The organism is Neorhizobium sp. USDA 3394 (assembly GCF_056280385.1).
The window spans coordinates 1,270,010-1,288,820 of record NZ_JBWCDU010000002.1; the positions used below are offsets into that span (position 1 = coordinate 1,270,010).

17 protein-coding genes are annotated in these 18,811 nt (G+C 62.4%); 7 read left to right on the top strand and 10 right to left on the bottom strand.

What is annotated here, in order from left to right; all coding sequences use genetic code 11:
• The 5 genes from ACZ9EJ_RS27700 to ACZ9EJ_RS27720 all read right to left on the bottom strand — a co-directional run bounded on the left by ACZ9EJ_RS27700 (position 1) and on the right by ACZ9EJ_RS27720 (position 4,432).
• Positions 1-1,707, bottom strand: a complete 1,707-nt coding sequence (locus ACZ9EJ_RS27700) for a sensor histidine kinase (protein ID WP_476100206.1) — start codon at positions 1,705-1,707, stop codon at positions 1-3.
• A 175-nt stretch (positions 1,708-1,882) separates the two neighbouring features.
• Positions 1,883-2,398, bottom strand: a complete 516-nt coding sequence (locus tag ACZ9EJ_RS27705) for an RES family NAD+ phosphorylase (RefSeq protein ID WP_046639932.1) — start codon at positions 2,396-2,398, stop codon at positions 1,883-1,885.
• Entirely contained in the window at positions 2,391-2,759 is a 369-nt protein-coding gene (locus ACZ9EJ_RS27710; protein WP_046639931.1) for an antitoxin Xre/MbcA/ParS toxin-binding domain-containing protein, read from the bottom strand. The genes ACZ9EJ_RS27705 and ACZ9EJ_RS27710 overlap by 8 nt, the downstream gene beginning before the upstream one ends.
• A gap of 75 nt (positions 2,760-2,834) precedes the next feature.
• Positions 2,835-3,479, bottom strand: coding sequence for an SMC-Scp complex subunit ScpB (gene scpB / locus ACZ9EJ_RS27715; protein ID WP_046639930.1), 645 nt, complete (start codon positions 3,477-3,479; stop codon positions 2,835-2,837).
• A gap of 2 nt (positions 3,480-3,481) precedes the next feature.
• Positions 3,482-4,432, bottom strand: a complete 951-nt coding sequence (locus ACZ9EJ_RS27720) for a DUF1403 family protein (protein ID WP_080955708.1) — start codon at positions 4,430-4,432, stop codon at positions 3,482-3,484.
• Positions 4,433-4,660: 228 nt separating this feature from the next.
• On the opposite strand from ACZ9EJ_RS27720, the gene ACZ9EJ_RS27725 reads away from it, so the two are divergent.
• The 3 genes from ACZ9EJ_RS27725 to recX all read left to right on the top strand — a co-directional run bounded on the left by ACZ9EJ_RS27725 (position 4,661) and on the right by recX (position 7,715).
• Positions 4,661-6,211, top strand: a complete 1,551-nt coding sequence (locus ACZ9EJ_RS27725) for a S10 family peptidase (RefSeq protein WP_476100209.1) — start codon at positions 4,661-4,663, stop codon at positions 6,209-6,211.
• Positions 6,212-6,331: 120 nt separating this feature from the next.
• The gene (locus ACZ9EJ_RS27730) at positions 6,332-7,054 is read left to right on the top strand and encodes a L,D-transpeptidase (RefSeq protein WP_046639928.1); all 723 of its coding nucleotides are present in this window, start codon (positions 6,332-6,334) and stop codon (positions 7,052-7,054) included.
• A 106-nt stretch (positions 7,055-7,160) separates the two neighbouring features.
• Positions 7,161-7,715 carry a recombination regulator RecX gene (recX, locus tag ACZ9EJ_RS27735; protein ID WP_046639927.1) on the top strand — a complete coding sequence of 185 codons (555 nt, stop codon included), beginning with the start codon at positions 7,161-7,163 and terminating at the stop codon, positions 7,713-7,715.
• Between the two features lie 26 nt (positions 7,716-7,741).
• On the opposite strand, the gene ACZ9EJ_RS27740 is transcribed toward recX, so the two are convergent.
• The 4 genes from ACZ9EJ_RS27740 to ACZ9EJ_RS27755 form a co-directional block, all read right to left on the bottom strand.
• Positions 7,742-8,209 carry a group III truncated hemoglobin gene (locus ACZ9EJ_RS27740; protein ID WP_046639926.1) on the bottom strand — a complete coding sequence of 156 codons (468 nt, stop codon included), beginning with the start codon at positions 8,207-8,209 and terminating at the stop codon, positions 7,742-7,744.
• A gap of 147 nt (positions 8,210-8,356) precedes the next feature.
• Complete coding sequence (gene pcaF, locus ACZ9EJ_RS27745; protein WP_046639925.1) at positions 8,357-9,562, bottom strand: 3-oxoadipyl-CoA thiolase; 1,206 nt, start codon at positions 9,560-9,562, stop codon at positions 8,357-8,359.
• A gap of 11 nt (positions 9,563-9,573) precedes the next feature.
• Positions 9,574-10,263, bottom strand: coding sequence for a CoA transferase subunit B (locus ACZ9EJ_RS27750; RefSeq protein WP_046627239.1), 690 nt, complete (start codon positions 10,261-10,263; stop codon positions 9,574-9,576).
• On the bottom strand, positions 10,260-10,982 hold the full coding sequence (locus tag ACZ9EJ_RS27755) for a 3-oxoacid CoA-transferase subunit A (protein ID WP_046627241.1): 723 nt from the start codon (positions 10,980-10,982) through the stop codon (positions 10,260-10,262). The genes ACZ9EJ_RS27750 and ACZ9EJ_RS27755 overlap by 4 nt, the downstream gene beginning before the upstream one ends.
• Positions 10,983-11,191: 209 nt before the next feature.
• Between ACZ9EJ_RS27755 and ACZ9EJ_RS27760 the strand changes: the two genes are divergently transcribed.
• Both ACZ9EJ_RS27760 and ACZ9EJ_RS27765 read left to right on the top strand, forming a co-directional pair.
• Positions 11,192-11,947 (top strand): IclR family transcriptional regulator, encoded by a 756-nt coding sequence (locus tag ACZ9EJ_RS27760; protein ID WP_046627242.1) that lies wholly within the window; start codon positions 11,192-11,194, stop codon positions 11,945-11,947.
• An 85-nt stretch (positions 11,948-12,032) separates the two neighbouring features.
• Positions 12,033-12,281, top strand: coding sequence for a WGR domain-containing protein (locus ACZ9EJ_RS27765; protein ID WP_046627244.1), 249 nt, complete (start codon positions 12,033-12,035; stop codon positions 12,279-12,281).
• A gap of 256 nt (positions 12,282-12,537) precedes the next feature.
• On the opposite strand, the gene ACZ9EJ_RS27770 is transcribed toward ACZ9EJ_RS27765, so the two are convergent.
• On the bottom strand, positions 12,538-13,080 hold the full coding sequence (locus tag ACZ9EJ_RS27770) for a Pycsar system effector family protein (protein ID WP_046627246.1): 543 nt from the start codon (positions 13,078-13,080) through the stop codon (positions 12,538-12,540).
• 113 nt (positions 13,081-13,193) lie between these two features.
• On the opposite strand from ACZ9EJ_RS27770, the gene ACZ9EJ_RS27775 reads away from it, so the two are divergent.
• Positions 13,194-16,838 (top strand): FecR domain-containing protein, encoded by a 3,645-nt coding sequence (locus ACZ9EJ_RS27775; protein WP_046639924.1) that lies wholly within the window; start codon positions 13,194-13,196, stop codon positions 16,836-16,838.
• Entirely contained in the window at positions 16,838-18,787 is a 1,950-nt protein-coding gene (locus ACZ9EJ_RS27780) for an adenylate/guanylate cyclase domain-containing protein (protein WP_046639923.1), read from the top strand. Before ACZ9EJ_RS27775 ends, ACZ9EJ_RS27780 begins: the two co-directional genes overlap by 1 nt.
• The last annotated feature ends 24 nt before the right edge of the window (positions 18,788-18,811 follow it).

Below are 18,811 nucleotides of genomic sequence, written 5' to 3' on the forward strand. Positions count from 1 at the left end.
CTAAGCTGCACGTTTGATGAGAGTTGCGAGCGGTCCCTTGTTCGGGAGCGCCACCGTGAATGTTGTTCCCCGGCCGAGCGCACTTTCGACGGAGATGGAACCGCCATGCAGGTCGACGATCTGCTTGACGAGGTTGAGGCCGATGCCGGTGCCGGCAATGCCGGTCGCGCTGCGGGCCCGGTAATAGGGCTGGAATAGCTTCGGCAGGTCCTCGGCATCCATGCCGATGCCGGCATCCTGGATCGATACATAGGACATGCCGTTCTTCGTCGAGGTCCGGATATGGATGTCCGGCGCGTGGGGGGCATATTTGACGGCATTCGAAAGCAGATTGGTGAAGACCTGCTCGATCGTGGTACGATCGGCAAGGATCGTCTGCGGCAGTTGCGAAAGGTCCCGGTGAATCGTGTGGGAATTGCGAACATCCATCTGTCGGGCGCAGCAGGATTCAATAATCTCCGCCAGTGAGAGGCGCTCGGGCTTCAGCGTCGTCTTGCCGGTCTCCAGCCGGCCCGCCGACAGGATGCTCTCCATCAGGTCTACCATGCGCAGCACCGCGGAGCGGATCTGGGCGGACTTCTCTTCCACATATTCGGGCTTCTGGGTCGTTTTCGTGCGCGACAGGCGCTGCGCCGCCGCGTCGATGATGGCAAGCGGCGTGCGGAACTCATGAGACGCCATGGTGACGAACTGGCGCTGCAGGGCATTCACATGCCGCTCCTGCGCCAAGAGCCTGTCCAGTTCCTCCCGCTGACGCTCGATCTCCGCCGTCCGGAGCCTGACGCTCTCTTCGAGCTGGTCGCGGTGGCGCATCAGCGCCAGACGACTGTCGGACAGATCGAGAGACGTTTTGCGCAGGCCCCGGCCGAGGAAGATCACCACCCCCATCGCCACGATGATGCCGGCAATGCCGACCGGAGCGATCTGCTCGATGAGCATCAGGCCCGGCCGGATCGGCTGCCACGCCATATATCCAAGCGTCGGGCCGACAGAGGCCACGACCGGGATTGCCGCAGTCGATTCGGCCATGTCGGTGGTAAAATGCAGCGTCTCGATCCGCGCGTAACGAGCGATTTTTTCGACGGCGCTGGCATCCAGGAACCGGACTGCAACCGCGATGAATTCCTTGCCGGCATCGAGCGGCACCTCGTCGCTGCTCGGGACAATAGGTCTTGCGCTGACGACAGCCGGCCGGCCGGCGATCGAGAGGATCTTCTCCGCGAAAATCTCGGCAAGCACAGGGGCATTGGAATCGCCGGGTGCGATCCGCTTGTGGAGCACCGCCCGGACATCGTCCCGCAGGGCAGCCGCAGCCTTTTCATCGTCAAGAAAGGTCAGGGCCGCAATATCCTCGCCGTCGCGCATGGCGAAGACCAGCTCGTTCCGCTCGTTGAACACGTAGGTGCGGTCATGGCTGAAATATTTGTGCATCCATGCGCCGATATTGTCGGCAATCCATGTGTGATCGTCATTGGCGACAAGCAGGACCGCGTCGTTCCACACCGTGACGCTTTCCAGTTCATGCTGTACGGCTTTCACCTGCTCGTCGAGGCCCTGTTCAACGTAACCCTTCTGGCGGGTCAAGGCGAGATCATCCACCTTGGCGGAGGCAAGCCACATGAAGCCGGCGAGCAGCAGCGCTGTCAGGGCCGTCAGCAAGGTCAGCACGATCGTGACGTGCGATGTGATACGAATGTTCTGCTGCATTTGCACCGCTTTCTCTCGGCCCATCATGCATCCAAAACATTACATTCCACTAAATTTTAAATGCCAAGGTTGAACGGAGTATTTTCCATACAGCCGTGAGTGTGGCATCGAGAGGCTAGGGTTTTCCTGCCGCGTCGATCGCTCCATGGTCGAAAGACACTGCGCCGCTTCCCATCTATAACCAGGAAGCCGGGCTTTCGGGAAGCCGGCCGTCGGGGTCCGTGATCGTGAGCTTCGGCTGGTCTTTACCGTTCCAGTGCCAGAGGGCGATACAGGTCCCGCCCAGCGACATGAAGGATGGATAGACCACGCCGTCATGGCCCTCCTGGAGCAGCCTCTCTCTGAGGAGATGCGTTGACGGCAACCGCCCGGCATCAAGATCGTCGCGCCATTCGCAGCGGTGGATCGCCTCCTCGACACCGAGACCGGCCAGAACCTCCGGGCTGGTCAGGTCCGCGAGCCGCGCGTCGTCGAGGCGAAGCTGGGCGATCAGCGCCGGGTGCTGTACGAAACCCTGATTATATTCCGCCCAGGCGGTGGAAAGCTCGCTCGCGGCATAGATTGTCGGCGCGCCGACCGGGTTCCAGCGGCCGCCGAAACGGGCAGCCCCGTCGCCGGAAAGTGGCGCATGCGCCCAGCGCGGCACATAGGCACGCCAGAGGATGCCCGATTCAGGGGCCAATTCAGGCATAAACGCCGGAACGCACCGCCTCCAGATAGACGAGCACCTTGTCGGCCTTGCCTTCACCGACGAGGTCGTAAGCCGTCTTGCCGGCCCAGCCCGGGATCGGCTGGTGCTTGAACCAGATCGCCGCGCGGTTTTCGTCGCCGGCCATCTCGCTCGCCATCGCCAGAATGCGAACGACCGGGGAGAGCGCCATATCGACCTTGCGGGCGCCGCTTTTGGCCGTCAGCGTGTTGCGTGCCACACCGATCAGTTTTGCCAGTTCCGCATGTGTCAGGCCGAGAAGATCGGCCACTCGCCGCGCCGACAGAAGCGCAGACTGGGGTTCCCGGAAAGCGGCAGCGCTGATTTCAAAGGCATGAGCCACGGGAAAATCCTGATCCGATTTTGATCATCTGCCGTTCAATATGAGCTCAATCTCCGCGCATTTCAAGCATTGCTGTCAATCGTCCTCGTCTTCCAGTTCCGGCTCGACGAAATCGTCGACCGGCAGCGTGCGGCTCAGCAGCCCGGCATCCTCGAGCATCTCCGTGTCCGGCAGGTCGCGCAGCGTGTCGAAGCCGAAGGCGGTGAGGAAAGCAGGCGTGGTGATATAGGTATAAGGCGCACCGGGCGTCGGACTGCGCGGGCCTGAGGCAAGGAAGCCGAGCTGCCGGAGCGTGGCGATCGTATCACGGCTCACCTCGCGCCCGAAAATCTTCGAAATTTCGGCGCGCGTCACCGGCTGGAAGTAACCGACCGTCATCAGCACCAAGGCCTGGTGATCGGTCAGATCCGCCGGAGGGGCATTGGCGGTGCCGGAGGCATGGATGACATCGGCGAACTCCGGCCGGGTGCGATGCTGCCAGCCGCCGGCAACCGCCACGAGTTCATAAGGCCGGTCATCGAGTGCCGCGCGGATCTCCTCGATGATCGCTTCGATATCGCAGTCCTCGCCGACGACGCGCTCCAGCGCTTTCCGTGTGACGGGCTCGGAAGAGGCAAAGATCACCGCTTCCACCCGCGCCGCCCATTGGCGATGACGCTCCTCCTGCGTCAGGTGGAGAAGTTCCTTGTCGATTACGACCTGTCGTGCCCGCTTCGCCATGCTCAGAGCCCGTAGATGCGGAATGTGGGGCGGCCGGAGAGCTCGCGCACCGCTTCCAGCTGCTGCAGCCGCTCGAACAGCCGGCGCGACGCGAAACGGGACAGGTTCGGCGTTTGAAGGGAGCCCGAAACGGCGTCATCGGAGAGCAGCAGGCGCAGCCCATCCTCCGCTCCTTTCGCACGCAGCTTTGGCGTGACCAAGGCAAGCCGCTCGGCGCGCCGGGCAATCTCCGCCGCCAGCCGGCCGGCTTCGGTCGCGGCATTTACCAGGGCAAGGCAGATTGCCCGGTCGAAACCTTCTTCGCCGGGCCGGATGCGCCCGCGCCCACCCTCGGCGCGGAACACCGACGAAAAGCGCTGGCTCATCAACAGCGGCACCGGCACGGACCAGCGCAGCTTCTGAGCCAGCAGGAGATCGGCGAGCCACCAGCCGAGCGCTTCGGCATCCGGGCGGATCGTGTGCGTCTCGCGGATGATCGCGGCGGCCGCAAACGGCGCTGCCGATCCGGCAAGGCTGTGGTCGTCGAAAATCTGCGTGAGCGTCGCCAGCGGCTCGTCCCATTTGATGCCAAGCATTCCTGCTGTCGCCTGCAGCATGTCCGCATCGAGCGCGGCCGAACGCGAGCCAAGCCGCTTCCAGGCGGAAAGGATCTGCCCGGCAGGGCCGGGATCGTCCCCCGGCTTGCGCAGCAGCCACGCATCGCGCAGCCCTGCTTCGTCTTCCGATCGCCCCGCAAGCCGAACGGCCGCTGCCGCGCATTTCAGCGCCAGCCGCTGCCGCCAGGCGCCAGCCCAGTCAGGTTCAGCCCGAACGACCTGGTCAAGCGGATAAAGCGCGCCCCCCGCCATGAATGCCGCATCCGCGGTGTCTGCGGCAAAGATCTGGGGACCTGCCCAGCGAGCCGCCGGCATGGGCTGAAACGGCGTCTTCGGTGATACGGCCTTGGGAATCATGGTGGCGAGCGTAAATTTTATGTGCGCTTGTGGCCATCGATTGCGCGACAATCCGCACCGTCGGCGGCGGATTTGCACCGTTATTTGCAGTTTTCGCCCCGCGACATCGAAATGGCCGGTATCTTCACACAGAAACAAGCAGCTCGATCCGCCGATCAAAAGGAGTTGAGTTTTGCGGATCGGCGCGCCGCCCTACATAGGGTGCGGCTGGTCAAGGAGGATTTCAGTTTGACGTTTCATCGGACGATTGCATCTCTCGCCATAGTCCTGGCCCTTTCAGCGCCGGTGCTTCCGGGACCAGCCTGGGCGCAGCAGCCGCGCGGCGGTGACGAGAACCGCGAGCGCGGCCGCCAGACGGAGCAAGGTGCCGGCGGCGGTGGCGGCATATTCAGCCTGATCCCGGCCGATTCCACCACCGAACATGTCTTCAAGGCGCCTTCCGGCGATCTCCCCTATACTGCGACGGCCGGCACGCTCGATCTGTTCGGCCAGGACGGCAACCGCTCGGCGAAGATCTTCTATACCGCCTATATCGCCAGGAACCGGGCTCCTGGTCGGCCGCTCACCTTCGCCTTCAACGGCGGCCCGGGCGCTGCCTCCGCCTATCTGCATCTCGGCCTGGTCGGCCCGAAAATCCTGGAATTCGGCGCGACCGGCGACAACGGCACCACGCCCCAGCTGAAGGACAATCCGGAAAGCTGGCTGGGCTTCACCGATCTCGTGTTGATCGATCCGGTCGGCACCGGCTGGAGCCGCGCCGCCAGCAATGATGCCGCCGGCAGCTATTACGGCGTGCGGCAGGATGCCGACAGCCTGTCCAAGGCGATCGCGCTCTACGTCCAGAAAAACAACCGGCTCGATGCGCCGAAATACCTGCTCGGCGAAAGTTATGGCGGTTTTCGCGCCGCCAAGGTCGCCGTGTCTCTGAAGAACAGCCAAGGGATACTCGCGTCCGGCATCATCATGTTGTCGCCGCTGGTCGAGGGCCGGTTCCTCGCCAATTCCGACGATCCCTTGAGCGCGGCGCTGCAGCTTCCCTCGCTCGCCGCAGCCGAGCTGGAGCGTCGCAACCAGTTCACGCCGCAAAAGCTCACCGAGGCCGAACGTTTCGCGACCAGCGATTATCTCGTCGGGCTTGCCGGCCCCTCCCCGACCGGCCAGGAAGCCGATGCGTTCTACGGCCGGGTGTCCGAACTCACCGGCATTCCAAAGGACGTCGTGGCTCGAACCCGCGGTTTTGTCGGCGACGTCTATGCCAAGCAGATGGGGGGACCGGGAAAAATCGTCAGCCCCTATGATGCGTCCTATGGGGTGCCGGATGCCTATCCGGAGGAGGCCGTCACCCGCAACGACGACCCGATCCTCGAAGGTTACACCCGCGCCTATGGCGCGGCCTTTGCCGCCTATGCCCGCAACGAACTCGGGTTTGCCAGTGAAATGACCTACTCGCTGTTGAACGAGGACGTGAACCGTCGCTGGGAATGGAACGGTAGCCGTGGCGGCGATTCGCGCTCGCTCGCCAGCGCGTCAACCGATATCCGCGACCTGCTTTCGGTCATCCCATCCTTCAAGCTGATGATCGCCCACGGCTACAGCGACGCGCTGACGCCTTACGGCGCCAGCCGCTACGTCATCGACCACCTGCCGCCCGAACTCGCTGCCGGCCGCGCCGAACTCAAGGTCTATCGCGGCGGACACATGTTCTACACCAGGCCGGATTCGCGCAGGAGTTTTGCGGCAGATGTCAGGGCGTTCTACGAGGCCAAGGCGACGGATTGAATTCGCCAGCAGATCGATGACGGCAAGTCACCGTGATGTGATGCGCAGCCGCCTTGCTGGTCCGGGCTCGAAACCGCTAATAGCTCAAACACGTTGATTTTCAGAAAGAACTTTCGGTCCATGACCAGCGAATACCTGATGTCGCGGCGCGCCTTCGTAATTGGCTCCGTCTCGATGACCGCGACGCTTGCCGGCTGTGCCACCACCGCCGAACGGGCTCCGGTCCCGGAAATGGCCCGCCGCCCGATCGAGCCTCCGAGCGAAGCGGAGCTGCAGGCTCGATACGCAGCCGTCGAGGACAGCGGCCACCTCCTGCCCGCCATCCCCTACAAGCAGATCGACCCGAAATATTATCGCCAGCGCGTGGTCGATCCGACCGGCGAACTGCCGGGCACGGTGGTCGTCGATACGCCCGGCCGGTTCCTCTACGTGGTCGAACCCGGCGGCACCGCGATGCGCTACGGCGTCGGCATCGGCAAGGACGGCTTTGCCTGGCAGGGCGAAGGCGTCATCCACTGGCGGCAGCCCTGGCCCCGCTGGAAACCGCCGAACGAGATGGTCGCGCGCCAGCCGAGCCTCAAGAAGTTCTCCATCGAGAACGGCGGCATGGATCCGGGTATCAAGAACCCGCTTGGGGCACGGGCGCTCTACATCTTCCAGAATGGCCAGGATACGCTCTATCGCCTGCATGGCTCGCCGGAATGGGCATCGATCGGCAAGGCGACATCGTCGGGCTGCGTGCGCCTGGTCAACCAGGACGTTATGGATCTCTATACGCGCGTCCCCTACCACGCTCGGATCGTCGTGCATCAGGATGCGCTGAAGGCCACGCCCGCCGTATGACACGCCTGCCGCGATGATGTTGTTTCGTCGTGGCCGCATGATGTAAGACGTCCGGCGCCGCGTCGCAGGAAGCGGCGGTAAAAGCGATCGGAGGCTGAAACTGGATCTGGACGACGAGACGCCGCAATCGGATGCACCGACGCCGCGTATGCTTTCCTGGGCGCGCAATTCGACGATCTATCGCATCGAGCGGCGAATGCACACGGAGAGGCAGCTTTTCGATGCCATAGCGCGCAAGGCGCGCCAGAAATTCGAGGATATCGGCGAGGTCCAGGTCAGGGCGCTCGCCGAGTTCGCCGTGAAGTTTGCCTATGACAACAGAGCGCTGGACGACGAGGCCTTTGCCGCAATCAGCACCCGCTCCGGCATGCGCGGCGGTAGGTCCAGACGGGCTATCGCTCAGAAACTGTCGCAGAAGGGTGTGGCGAGCAGCACCGTCGCGGCTGCCGTCGCGGAGGCGGATGATTTCCAGGCCGCCCTCATCCTCGCCCGCAAACGAGCCTTCGGGCCGTTCCGCAAAAGTGAACTTGACGAAAAACGCAAGGCCAAGGAATTTTCCGCCTTCGCCAGGGCAGGTTTCAGCTTCGATATCGGCAAGAAGATCTTCGAGATGTCACTTGATGAGGCACAGGAAGCGCTGGATGCGGGCCGCCATCTTTAGGTTTCGGGACGGCCTCAAGCCTGCTTTCAGGCCTGCTTGAGCGCCGGGTCGTCAAGCGCCGGATTATAGAAGAGCGACAGCGTGAGGCTTCGTGCGATCCGGTCCGCCGTCGTCATGAACCAGGCTTTCGCCTCCGGGCTCGGGGCAATGTCGTCCAGCGTCGAGGCAAACAGCTCCAGCCATTTCGGGAAAAGCTCGGGCGTCATGTTGGCGACGCCGAGATGCGCCTGGACCGGCTTTCCGCCATAGGCACCATTGCGAAAGGCGACGGAGGACCAGAAGCTCTTCATCTTCGCCATGTGCTCGGGCCAGCGTCCGGAAAGCCGCGCGTCGAACACGGGCCCCAGTTCCGGGTGCTCCAGTATGCGCCCGTAAAACGTATCGACCAGCTTGCCGATGAAGGCGCCGTCTATGCCGATCGCCGTCATTTCCGCTTCCGCCCGTTCCCGGATCGCCGCGATATGCGCCGCGCGCCCCTGCAATTCGTCGCTCATCTCAAGACCTTGGGTTCCGCCGCATTTGCGGCCCGTCTTATATAGGCTCCGTGGGTGTCATGCCCAAGGCCTAACTGCTGATTGCGACGATGTGTCGGTCGGACGTCAGAGGATGGCCCCTCCCCCGTTCGGGAAGGGGGTTCCAGATCACACCCGTTCCAGCGCCACCGCGATTCCCTGCCCGACACCGATGCACATGGTGGCGAGTGCGTATCTGCCCTTGCGGAGCGACAGTTCCAGCGCCGCGGTGCCGGAGATGCGGGCGCCGGACATGCCGAGCGGGTGGCCGAGCGCAATCGCGCCGCCGTTCGGGTTGATATGTTCGGCGTCTTCCTGCAGTCCGAGTTCGCGAAGGACCGCGATGCCCTGGCTCGCAAAGGCTTCGTTGAGCTCGATCACGTCAAAATCCTTCGGCGAGATGCCGAGACGGGCGCAGAGCTTCTGGGTGGCCGGGGCCGGGCCGATGCCCATGATGCGCGGCGGAACGCCGGCGGTGGCGCCGCCCATGATGCGGGCGATCGGGGTCAGGCCGTATTTCCTGGCTGCCGCTTCCGAAGCGATGATCAGGGCTGCGGCGCCGTCGTTGACGCCCGACGCGTTGCCGGCAGTCACCGTCGCGCCGTCGATCTTGTTCAGCACCTTGAGCTTGGCGAGTGCTTCCATATTGGTCGCGCGGGGATGTTCATCCTTCGAAACGACCACCGGATCACCCTTGCGCTGTGGAATGGTAACCGAGGTGATTTCCTTGGCAAGACGGCCGTTCTCCTGAGCCGCCGAGGCCTTGGCCTGGCTGCGGACTGCAAACGCGTCCTGGTCCTCGCGCGAAACCTTGTAGTCGATCGCCACGTTGTCGCCGGTCTCTGGCATCGAATCGACGCCATACTGCTTCTTCATCAGCGGGTTGACGAAACGCCAGCCGATCGTGGTGTCGTAAATTTCGGCATTCCGCGAAAATGCGGTATCGGCCTTCGGCATCACGAAGGGCGCTCTGGACATGCTTTCGACGCCGCCGGCGATCATCAGCTCGGCCTCGCCGGCCTTGATGGCGCGGGCGGCGGTGATGACCGCATCCATGCCGGAGCCGCAGAGGCGGTTCATGGTGGTGCCGCCGACGCCGACCGGCAGGCCGGCAAGCAGCGCCGACATGCGCGCGACGTTGCGGTTGTCTTCGCCGGCCTGGTTGGCGCAGCCGTAGATGACGTCGGCAACCGCTTCCCAATCGACGGAGACGTTGCGTTCCATCAGCGCCTTCAAGGGGATGGCGCCAAGGTCGTCGGCACGAACGGAGGAGAGCGAGCCGCCGAAACGGCCGATCGGAGTGCGGATATAATCGCAGATATAGGCTTCGGTCATGATCTTCTCCCTCACAGTTTCGGCACGACGAGATCGGCGACCGGTCCATCGATGTGGAGGCGGGCGCCGGTCATGGCCTGCAGTTCCTCGACTGTCATATCGGTCAGCTTTTCGCGCAGGACGAAATGCTTCTCGACGATGTCGATGACGGCATGGCTCGTATAGACCCGAGTGATACAGGCAACACCGGTCAACGGAAAGGTACAAGCTTCAACTAATTTCGGCTCGCCGTTCTTGGTGACGTGTTCGGTGATGACGCAGACCTGCTTGGCGCCATGTACAAGGTCCATGGCGCCGCCGACGGCCGGCACGCCCTTGGAGCCGACACGCCAGTTGGCGAGGTCGCCGTTCTGGGCCACCTGCAGCGCACCCAATATGGCGACGTCGAGATGGCCCCCGCGCACCATCGCAAAGCTGTCCGCATGGTGGAAGAAGGCAGCGCCCGGCTTCAGCGTCACGGCCTTCTTGCCGGCGTTGATCAGGTCCCAGTCCTCCTCGCCTTCGGCAGGCGCTTCGCCGAAATTCAGGATCCCGTTTTCCGTGTGGAAGATCGCCTCGCGGCCAGGCGGCTGGTAGCGGGCGACCATTTCCGGAAAGCCGATGCCGAGGTTCACATAGGCGCCGTCCTTTATGTCCTGGGCGGCGCGCCAGGCGATCTGGGCGTTGGAAAGCTTGATGTCTTCTCGGGTGTTGAGGGTCATGCCTGGGCTCCTGGGGCGTAAGCCACGCCGGCGCGAATGAGGACTTCTTCCTGCTGGGGATCAGGAACTTCGACGACACGGTCGATAAATATGCCGGGCGTCACGACATGCTCGGGATCGATGCCGCCAGGCGGCACGATCTTGGAGACCTGCACGATTGTCTTGGCGGCGGCCATGCACATCAGCGGATTGAAGTTGCGGCCGGCCTTGTTGTAGGTGAGGTTGCCCAATGGATCCCCGAGCTGCGCCTTGACGATGGCAAAATCCGCCTTCAGCCAGCGCTCCTGCACATAGTGGCGGCCGTCGAACTCGGCGACCACCTTGCCGTTGGCAAGTTCGGTACCGTAGGCGGTCGGCGTGTAGAAGGCCGGGATGCCGGCGCCGCCGGCGCGGATACGCTCGGCAAGCGTGCCCTGGGGCACGAGTTCAAGTTCGATCTGGCCCGCGAGATAACGATCGGTGAAGGCGCGCGGATCCGACGATTTCGGGAACGAGCAGATCATCTTGCGGACCATGCCCGCGTCGATCATCGCGGCAATGCCGATGCGGCCGTTGCCGGCATTGTTGTTGATGACGGTCAGGTCCTTGATACCCTTGTCGATCAGGGCGTGGATCAGTTCGATCGGCGCGCCCGATCCGCCAAAGCCGCCGATCATGATGGTCGCGCCATCACCGATCTCGGAGACGGCTTCCGCCGTGCTCCCGATTGTCTTGTCCATACGGGATGTCTCCTTCGCTATACCCGGCGAACGTGCCCGCCGTGCCTCCGGGAAAACAGATAGATCAGCACGGGATGGACAGCAAGAAATATGTGCGATAATTGACCTTTGTTCATATATCGCACATATTGTGTGAACCAGCGATGCAGAGCCTGCACATCCTCGCGGCTTCACATTGCGTCGACAAAGGGCGAGACACAGGGAAAATCATGCGGGAAACGGATTTCGTCAGCGGCTTCGCGCGGGGCCTGAAGGTCATCGAGGCTTTTGGCGAAACGACGCCGCGGCTGGCGATCGCGGACGTGGCAAAGGCGACCGGACTTGACCGGGCAACGGCCCGCCGCTGTCTGCTGACCCTGGCCGAACTCGGCTATGCCGACTATGACGGAAAATTCTTCGTGCTGACGCCGAAGATCTTGCGGCTCGGCCATGCCTATCTCTCCGCCACCCCCCTGCCCCATATCGTCCAGCCTTTCCTGGACAAGCTTGCTGAGGAGGTTCACCAGAGCGCATCGGCAAGCGTGCTCGACGGCACCGAGGTCGTTTATATCGCCCGCGCTTCGCAAAAGCGGGTCATGTCGATCAACCTGATGCCCGGCAGCCGCCTCCCCGCCTATTGCGCCTCGATGGGCCGCGTCCTGCTGGCGGCCATGCCCGATGGCGAGAGCCTGGCGCTCCTGAAACAGAGCAACCTGAAACCCTTTACGCCCCGCACCCTCACCGATCCCGTCCGGCTGATGGAGGAACTCGTCCGTGTTCGCCAACAGGGTTTCGCGGTCATCGACCAGGAACTGGAACTCGGCCTCTGCTCGATCGCGGTGCCGCTGGAAAACGACCGCGGCCGGGTAGTCGCCGCGATCAATATCGGCGCACCGGCGGCAAGCGTCCCCGCGGCCGAAATGGCAGAGCGTTATCTGGAGCCGCTGAAGGGTGTTGCAAGGCTCCTGAAATCGCTGCTGCGCTGAACTCATCAGCGCCGTGAATCGATGAGGCCGGATCGATTCAATCATGTCGTTGGACGGCAGAATCCGGACTTGCGATTCTGCCGGCATGACCAGCGAACCGCTTCTCCTCACCCGCCGCGACCCCACCCGAAACATGGCCCGCTTCTATGTGCTCAACGTCGAGCCGGATCTTTTTAACGGCGCGGCGCTCACCCGCAACTGGGGCCGCATCGGCACCAAGGGGCGTTTCCGCATCGACCTGTTCGAATCGCGACAGGAAGCGGAGCGCCGGTTTTTGGCGCTGGTCAGCAGCAAGGTGAAGCGGGGTTACCGGCAGAGAGACGAGACCGGCTGACATCTGGTGCTGCATCGATCGGCCAGCGGCCGCATCGACGACAAGCGCGGTTGCTCGACGTTGAGCCCTACGGGCAAACCCACATAATTTTCCGCAAGCGCCGTCGAAGCTGCCCGCGAATGGGTCAGATGGTCCAGCTCGGCTTCCTGTATCCTCTGGTCGAATTCGTACAGCGTGTAACGGATGGGTGAGCAAATTTCATCTGAACGAGCTTAATCCACATTGTTCTTCGGCATTGGTGACGCCTGTTCCCATGTCAGGTCACCAGGAGAAGCAGGACGTAGGCAACGACAGTAAACATCAGCCCGCGGAACGCATAGGAGACACATAGGTATTTCTGCCGGGCGATCAGCGATAGTATATCGGCATTGTCCAGGTATTCCTTGAAGAGATAACCAACATCGCTGCGTTGTGCCGCATGCTCGAATATCGCCCTGTGCTGCGGCCATGTCCCCCAGAAGAGCGAGGTGGATTTCTCCACTCTGCGCGGCAGTACGACCAGGATAGCCGAAAGAATCGACGATACCGAAGCTATGGCGAGCAATCCCGAGACAATTACCGCAGCGAAGCTGCCCTCTATATAACGCGCCAGGGTGAATACCCCCCGCCCCTCGCTCGACGAGATCAGAAAGGCCAGCATGAAGGTAAAGATATAGGCGGCCTTCTGGTCCGATATCTTGATCTGGTCGTAGAATACGTCGTTGATCTTTCGAACATGATTGAAGTATTCCTCGGTGACCTCCCCGGATGCCATTGGCATTTCGAGCATCTCGGTCGGCGCGCTTTCGAAGTCACTCAACTTGCTTCTCCCCCGTTCGCAACTGTTTCCCTGTTAATACAGTCCAGCCGAAAAGCAATGCCATTGCTAAAGGTCGTCTTGACACCTGCCGTGTTTCTACGCAGTTGTTAGGTATGTTGGGGGCGTTCAATCGGTTTTATGTTGCAGCAATCGCGCTGCCTATACTTGCTGGTGGGCTGATGTCCTCGGCAGTGGCAGAGCCCGTTCCCCGGTCGGGGCCGCCTGCCGGCGCAGTCATTGCCCGCAAGATCGGCGAGGAAGTCCGCTTTATCGATGTGTCCAGCTGGCAGTCCGTCGACCTGAAGCAAGACCTGCTCACGGGCGACGTGCTACGCACCAATGCGACCGGCCAGCTGGCGATTCTGTTTTCCGACCGGACGCAGGTGCGGCTCGGTCGCAATTCCTCGCTCGTCGTCAAGCAGATCACCGCCAGCACCAGCGCCGACACCGTGCTGCAGCTTCAGTCCGGTACTATCTGGGCACGCGCAGAACGTGGCGGACCGGGCGTACGGGTTGAAACGCCAGCAGCAGCGGCGGCGATCCGCGGCACCGATTGGACGATGACGGTCAAGGGCGACCAAACCTCGCTCAACGTTATCGAGGGCGTGGTACAGCTGAGCAATCCGCAGGGCAGCGTCGACGTGCGGCAAGGCGAAGGAGCCGTTGCTTCTATCGGCCAGGCGCCGCGCAAGATCGTCATTGTCGATTCCGACGACCGCGAACAGATGCTGTTCTTCCTGCCGCCGCGTGAGGCCTTCGAGCGGATGCCGCCGTCTGCACAGCCCGTCGCCGAGATGCGTCGCAATGCCGATCGTATCGCGGCCATCCCCCCCGAACGCCGCAGCGCCGAGGATTGGGTCGCGCTTGCCGAAGCCCAGCTTTCACTCGAGGGCCGCCAGCGGGCGCGGCAGACGCTTGCAACCCTCAGCGGCCACCGGCTTACCGCCTCGCAACAGGCCCGCGTGACGCTGATCGAGGCGGTCCTTGAAGCGAGCGAGACCCGTTATTCCGAGGCCGCCAGACTGTTCGAGAAGGCGCAGCGCGGGCTCGACCCCAAACGCCGGGGTATTGCACTTTACGGCGGCTATTACGCCCGCGCGCTTGCCGATCCGAACAGGGTCGAGGCACTGCCACCACAGGCGGGGGGATCGGACGGCGCATTTCTGCGCGCCTACGCGCTCGGCTTCTTGCAGGATCTGGGGGCGGCGATCAAGGTCCTCAAGGAGGCTGAACGCCAGTATCCGGACGATCCGGAACTGCCGGCATATCGGGGTTGGCTTGCCATTCTCTTGAACGATCGCGCCCAGGCGGAAGAGGCTCTTAACCGGTCCCTTTCGATTGATCCGGCCGAGCCGACGGCGCTCGAGGCTCGTTCGCATTTCCGCGCAGGCTTCAAGGGTGATTACCAGGGCGCGCTCGCCGATCTCGAAGCGGCCATCAAGGTCGCGCCCGGGAGCTCGACGACCTGGAACGCGATCGGCAACATCCAGGCCGCACGAAACGCCAACCGCGAGGCCGAAGCGGCATTCAGGAAATCGATAGAGCTCGATCCGCAGGATCCGCTCGCCCATTCCAACCTGGCGATCTTCTATCTCGATATCGGCCGGATCGGGGACGCCAAGCGGGAAATCGACAAGGCGCTCGCCATCGATCCTGGCTTCGACACTGCGCTTGTTGCGCGCGGCCGATATTATCTGCAGACGGGCGAGTTGGACAAGGCGGTCGACGATCTGCTCGCAGCAAGCGTCGCCAATCCCGGATATTCCCAGGCGCAGCTGCTGCTGGCGGCCGCGAACTATGAGAAGGGCGACCGGCTACCGGCCGAACAGGCAACGGAAAATGCCGAGCGGCTCGATGACAATGATCCGGTGATTTCCGCCCTGCGCACCGCAGTCGCGATTGACAATTACGATTCGGAAGGCGCCATTCGCAATGCGCAGGAATATCTGCGGCGCTCCAAGGCCCGTGGCGGCGATTTCACCTCGCTTGGCGCCAACCAGCAGGCAGGCTCGACGCTGAACGACGCCTTCCGTCTGCAAGGCATGAATGCCTGGGGCGAATATTACAGCGATGCGGCCTTCGATCCCTTCGCGGGCACCGCCTATATCGACCAGAGCATCCGCGGCAGCGCCAACCCGTTCGTCAACAATTACTTCTACGGCGACGACGTCATCACCAACACACCAAACGGACAGGCTTTTTCGTCCTTCCTGCAGGGCCTGATGCTCGAGCCGCATATCATTTCCGGCCGCTCGCGCTCGGCCAACATCATCAGGCGGCCGTTCTTCGAAGGTTCGATCGGCGGGGGGATTAATACCGCCGGGGGTGAACTGGACTTCATCGGTGAGGGAGACGTCCAAGGATACAGCAACCTGCCGTTCCCGATCAGCTTCTATGGGAATCTGCAGTGGCAGGAGGTGCCGGACAGCCGGGACATTGGCGCGCTGACTGATCTTGATACGGAAAACAAGATCATCGGAGGCAATGGTTACCTGACCGCCAGCCCGACAGCGCATGATCGACTTGTTCTCTACTACAATACCTCGGAACGAGACTCCGAATTCGCTTTCCAGCGACTGTTCGTTTTTCCGGACACCGTTCAGCGGTCGAACACGGACCGGCTAACAAATGGCGGCATCGGCTGGAGCCATACCGTTGAACACGAAAACGTCATCAACGCCGCGCTGCTGTTTAACCGCATGGACAGTCGGAGCCACCGGACTGAAGTGCTTGATCTGTTTGGTACTCCCTTCGAGATTCTCAGCGCAACGAGCCAGTTTGAGCAGGATAGCTATATCGCCGCGCTCAATCACACGGTCGGTACCGGGAATTTCACCTGGCGGTACGGCGGCGAGGCCGGATGGCTCGACAGCTACCAATCGCAAGACACATTTGACGTTTTATCAGGTGCAGCAAGCGCTTCGTCATCGAGCCATATCGGGATCGGTCTCATTTATGTCGACCTGCTCCATGAAATCAATCCCGATCTCAAGGCCGAATATGGTCTCTTCGGAACTCTGCTTTCAGGAGACGGCGTGGACATCCAACGTCTCGATCCACGCGTCGGGATTGCTTGGTCGCCTGCCAACGGACAATGGCTGCGTGCAGGATTCATACGAAGCAGCGTGGATCTATCAACTCCGACACTCTCTCCGATCGGGATTGTCGGTCTCCAGCCGAACCAGATTTCGACCGACCCGGAGGGTTTCACCAACACCATGGCGCTCCGGTGGGACGCAGAATGGACGCCGGACTTCTACACCGCTTTGGAATTCCAACATCAGGACGTGAAGAATCCGCAGATCGGTATTCCGCTTTCCGCCATACCTTTCACCACTTCTAAAGGCCGCATCGATCGCGGTAGCCTTAGCGGCAATCTTCTCCTCGGCCACGGCTTCGGCCTGTCATCAACTGTTGCATACACCGCGTCCGAGGACCGTGACCCTGCATCCGCTACATTTGGCGGCCCCTTGCCTTTCTTGCCGGAATGGGCAGGACAGGTGGCTCTCACCTGGGTCAACGACGCGAATGTGAAGGCCACGCTTGCCGCCAATTACGTAGGCGATCGCGTCGATGAAGTCGGCATCGAACTTGACGACTACTGGACCCTCGACGCCAGCCTGACGTGGGAACCCTTCGACAAGCGCTTCGAACTGGATCTCACGGCCTACAATCTCCTGGACGAAGACATCGAAGTGAGCGCCGGCACGCCCGGCTGGGGCCGGTCCTTCAGGGGCACGCTCAAAGTTCGGTTCTGATGGGCGGCGGGGACGGACCCTCCTTTTCGCCCCGGCGTTTTTTCGCGTCGCGCGGCATTCAAGTGGTAATTCTCGCTGCATTTTTCTTCGCGGCGGCGGCATTCATCACCCGCCTGCCCGGCTGGCCGCTGATGGACTACCGGGCTTTCGATTATCTCTCGACCGTCTGGGCGGAGCCGCTTGCCGAGGGCGGGGTAATCATCGTGGCGATCGACGAGCCCTCGCTGGCGGAGATCAACATGCAGTGGCCGTGGCCGCGCAGCCTGCATGCGAGGCTGATCACCCAGTTGAGGGCCGCTGGCACCAGGGTGATCGGCCTCGACATCATTTTTTCCGAACCGTCGGCACCGTCCGAGGACGAAGCACTCGCCGCGGCGCTTGGGTCGGACGTAGTGCTGGCGGGCGACGAGACGCTTGTGACTTCGGACCAGGCCGATCAGTTCATCCGGGTCATGCCGCTGCAGATGTTTTCCGACAGGCAGGCGCCGACGGGTATTGCCTCCGTCGGCCTCCATCGCGATGGCGTACTGCGCGAGATGCCCGACTATAGCGACGGCTTTGCCGCAGTGGTCGCGATGGCCGCGGGCGTCGAGGGGGGGTTGCCTGAGCCGGGAAGCCTCATCCAGGTGTTTGGCGGTCCCCGCACCTATCCGACCGTGTCCTACTACCAGGCCCTCGATCCTGCAAATTTCCTGCCACCGGGGACATTCGAGGACCGGATCGCCATTGTCGGGCTGAGCCTGCAAAATGCACCGTCGATCGACAACGGCGGGGCCGACGCCTTTGCGACCTCCTATACGGTTCACAATGGCAAGCTGACGGCCGGCGCCGAGATCCAAGCGACCATTCTCGACAACCTCCGGCTCAAGAGGTCCATCGCCGAAGCCAGTGGCCCGATGAAACAACTGCTGCTGCTGACCTCGGTCGTGGCCGCCGCGTTGCTTGTCTGGAAGGGTACCGGCTGGCGCACGGTGGCGCTCGGCGCGTTGGTAATTGTCGTGCTGTTCGTCGCCAGCTATGTCAGCTTGCGCTTCGGTCGCGTCTTCCTGTCGCCTATGGCGTCGTCGCTCGCCTTTGCCGGTATGGCCGCGGCGCAGGCGACGCTCGATTATGCGCAGGAGCGGAAGAACCGCCGGCAGATCACTCGGGCTTTCTCGCAATATCTGGCGCCTGCGCTGGTCGATCAACTCGCCCGCGATCCGTCCAGACTGAAGCTCGGCGGCGAGACGCGCGAACTTTCGATCCTGTTCTGCGATGTGCGGGGCTTCACTACGATCGCGGAACAGCTCAAGGATGATCCCCAACACTTGACAATGCTGATCAACCGGCTGCTGACACCGCTGTCCGACATCGTGCTTTCCCATGGCGGCACGATCGACAAGTATATCGGCGACTGCCTGATGGCCTTCTGGAATGCACCCCTCGACGACCCGTCGCACGCGGTCCATGCGGTATCAGCCGCCCTGGATATGCTCGAGTCGATGCAGGCGCTGAACGACGATCTGCAGGCCGAAGCGGAGGCGACGGGGCGGACTTATTATCCGCTGGCGATCGGGATCGGCATCAATACCGGCGAATGCGTCGTGGGCAACATGGGCTCGACAAGCCGTTTCGATTATTCCGCACTCGGGGACGCCGTCAATCTGGCAGCGAGACTTGAAGGCGCGTCGAAGGCTTACGGGGTACCGTTGCTGCTGGGTGAACGGACCGCACGGGCCGTGGGTGAGACGTTCGCGGTCTTCGAGCTTGACCGCATCAGGGTCAAGGGCAAGACAGAAGAGGTCCCCGTCTCAACGGCGCTTCGGGAAACTCCCGACGCGGTGCGCGACGTCCACGAGCAATTTCTCCAGGCGCGTTACCGGGGTGACATCGCTCTCCAGCGGGCACTGGCCCAGAGGCTCATGCGTGATCTGCCAGCGCTTTCGGCGTACCATGGACAGGTGCTTTAGCTCTAGAGCAGGAAACCGGGACAC

What these genes read in the sequence shown, in the direction of transcription:
- ACZ9EJ_RS27700 (WP_476100206.1), bottom strand. Translation starts at nt 1,707, where the DNA reads ATGCAGCAGAACATTCGTATCACATCGCACGTCACGATCGTGCTGACC.
- ACZ9EJ_RS27705 (WP_046639932.1), bottom strand. Translation starts at nt 2,398, where the DNA reads ATGCCTGAATTGGCCCCTGAATCGGGCATCCTCTGGCGTGCCTATGTG.
- scpB (WP_046639930.1), bottom strand. Translation starts at nt 3,479, where the DNA reads ATGGCGAAGCGGGCACGACAGGTCGTAATCGACAAGGAACTTCTCCAC.
- ACZ9EJ_RS27720 (WP_080955708.1), bottom strand. Translation starts at nt 4,432, where the DNA reads ATGATTCCCAAGGCCGTATCACCGAAGACGCCGTTTCAGCCCATGCCG.
- ACZ9EJ_RS27730 (WP_046639928.1), top strand. Translation starts at nt 6,332, where the DNA reads ATGACCAGCGAATACCTGATGTCGCGGCGCGCCTTCGTAATTGGCTCC.
- ACZ9EJ_RS27740 (WP_046639926.1), bottom strand. Translation starts at nt 8,209, where the DNA reads ATGAGCGACGAATTGCAGGGGCGCGCGGCGCATATCGCGGCGATCCGG.
- pcaF (WP_046639925.1), bottom strand. Translation starts at nt 9,562, where the DNA reads ATGACCGAAGCCTATATCTGCGATTATATCCGCACTCCGATCGGCCGT.
- ACZ9EJ_RS27750 (WP_046627239.1), bottom strand. Translation starts at nt 10,263, where the DNA reads ATGACCCTCAACACCCGAGAAGACATCAAGCTTTCCAACGCCCAGATC.
- ACZ9EJ_RS27755 (WP_046627241.1), bottom strand. Translation starts at nt 10,982, where the DNA reads ATGGACAAGACAATCGGGAGCACGGCGGAAGCCGTCTCCGAGATCGGT.
- ACZ9EJ_RS27760 (WP_046627242.1), top strand. Translation starts at nt 11,192, where the DNA reads ATGCGGGAAACGGATTTCGTCAGCGGCTTCGCGCGGGGCCTGAAGGTC.
- ACZ9EJ_RS27765 (WP_046627244.1), top strand. Translation starts at nt 12,033, where the DNA reads ATGACCAGCGAACCGCTTCTCCTCACCCGCCGCGACCCCACCCGAAAC.
- ACZ9EJ_RS27775 (WP_046639924.1), top strand. Translation starts at nt 13,194, where the DNA reads ATGTTGGGGGCGTTCAATCGGTTTTATGTTGCAGCAATCGCGCTGCCT.
- ACZ9EJ_RS27780 (WP_046639923.1), top strand. Translation starts at nt 16,838, where the DNA reads ATGGGCGGCGGGGACGGACCCTCCTTTTCGCCCCGGCGTTTTTTCGCG.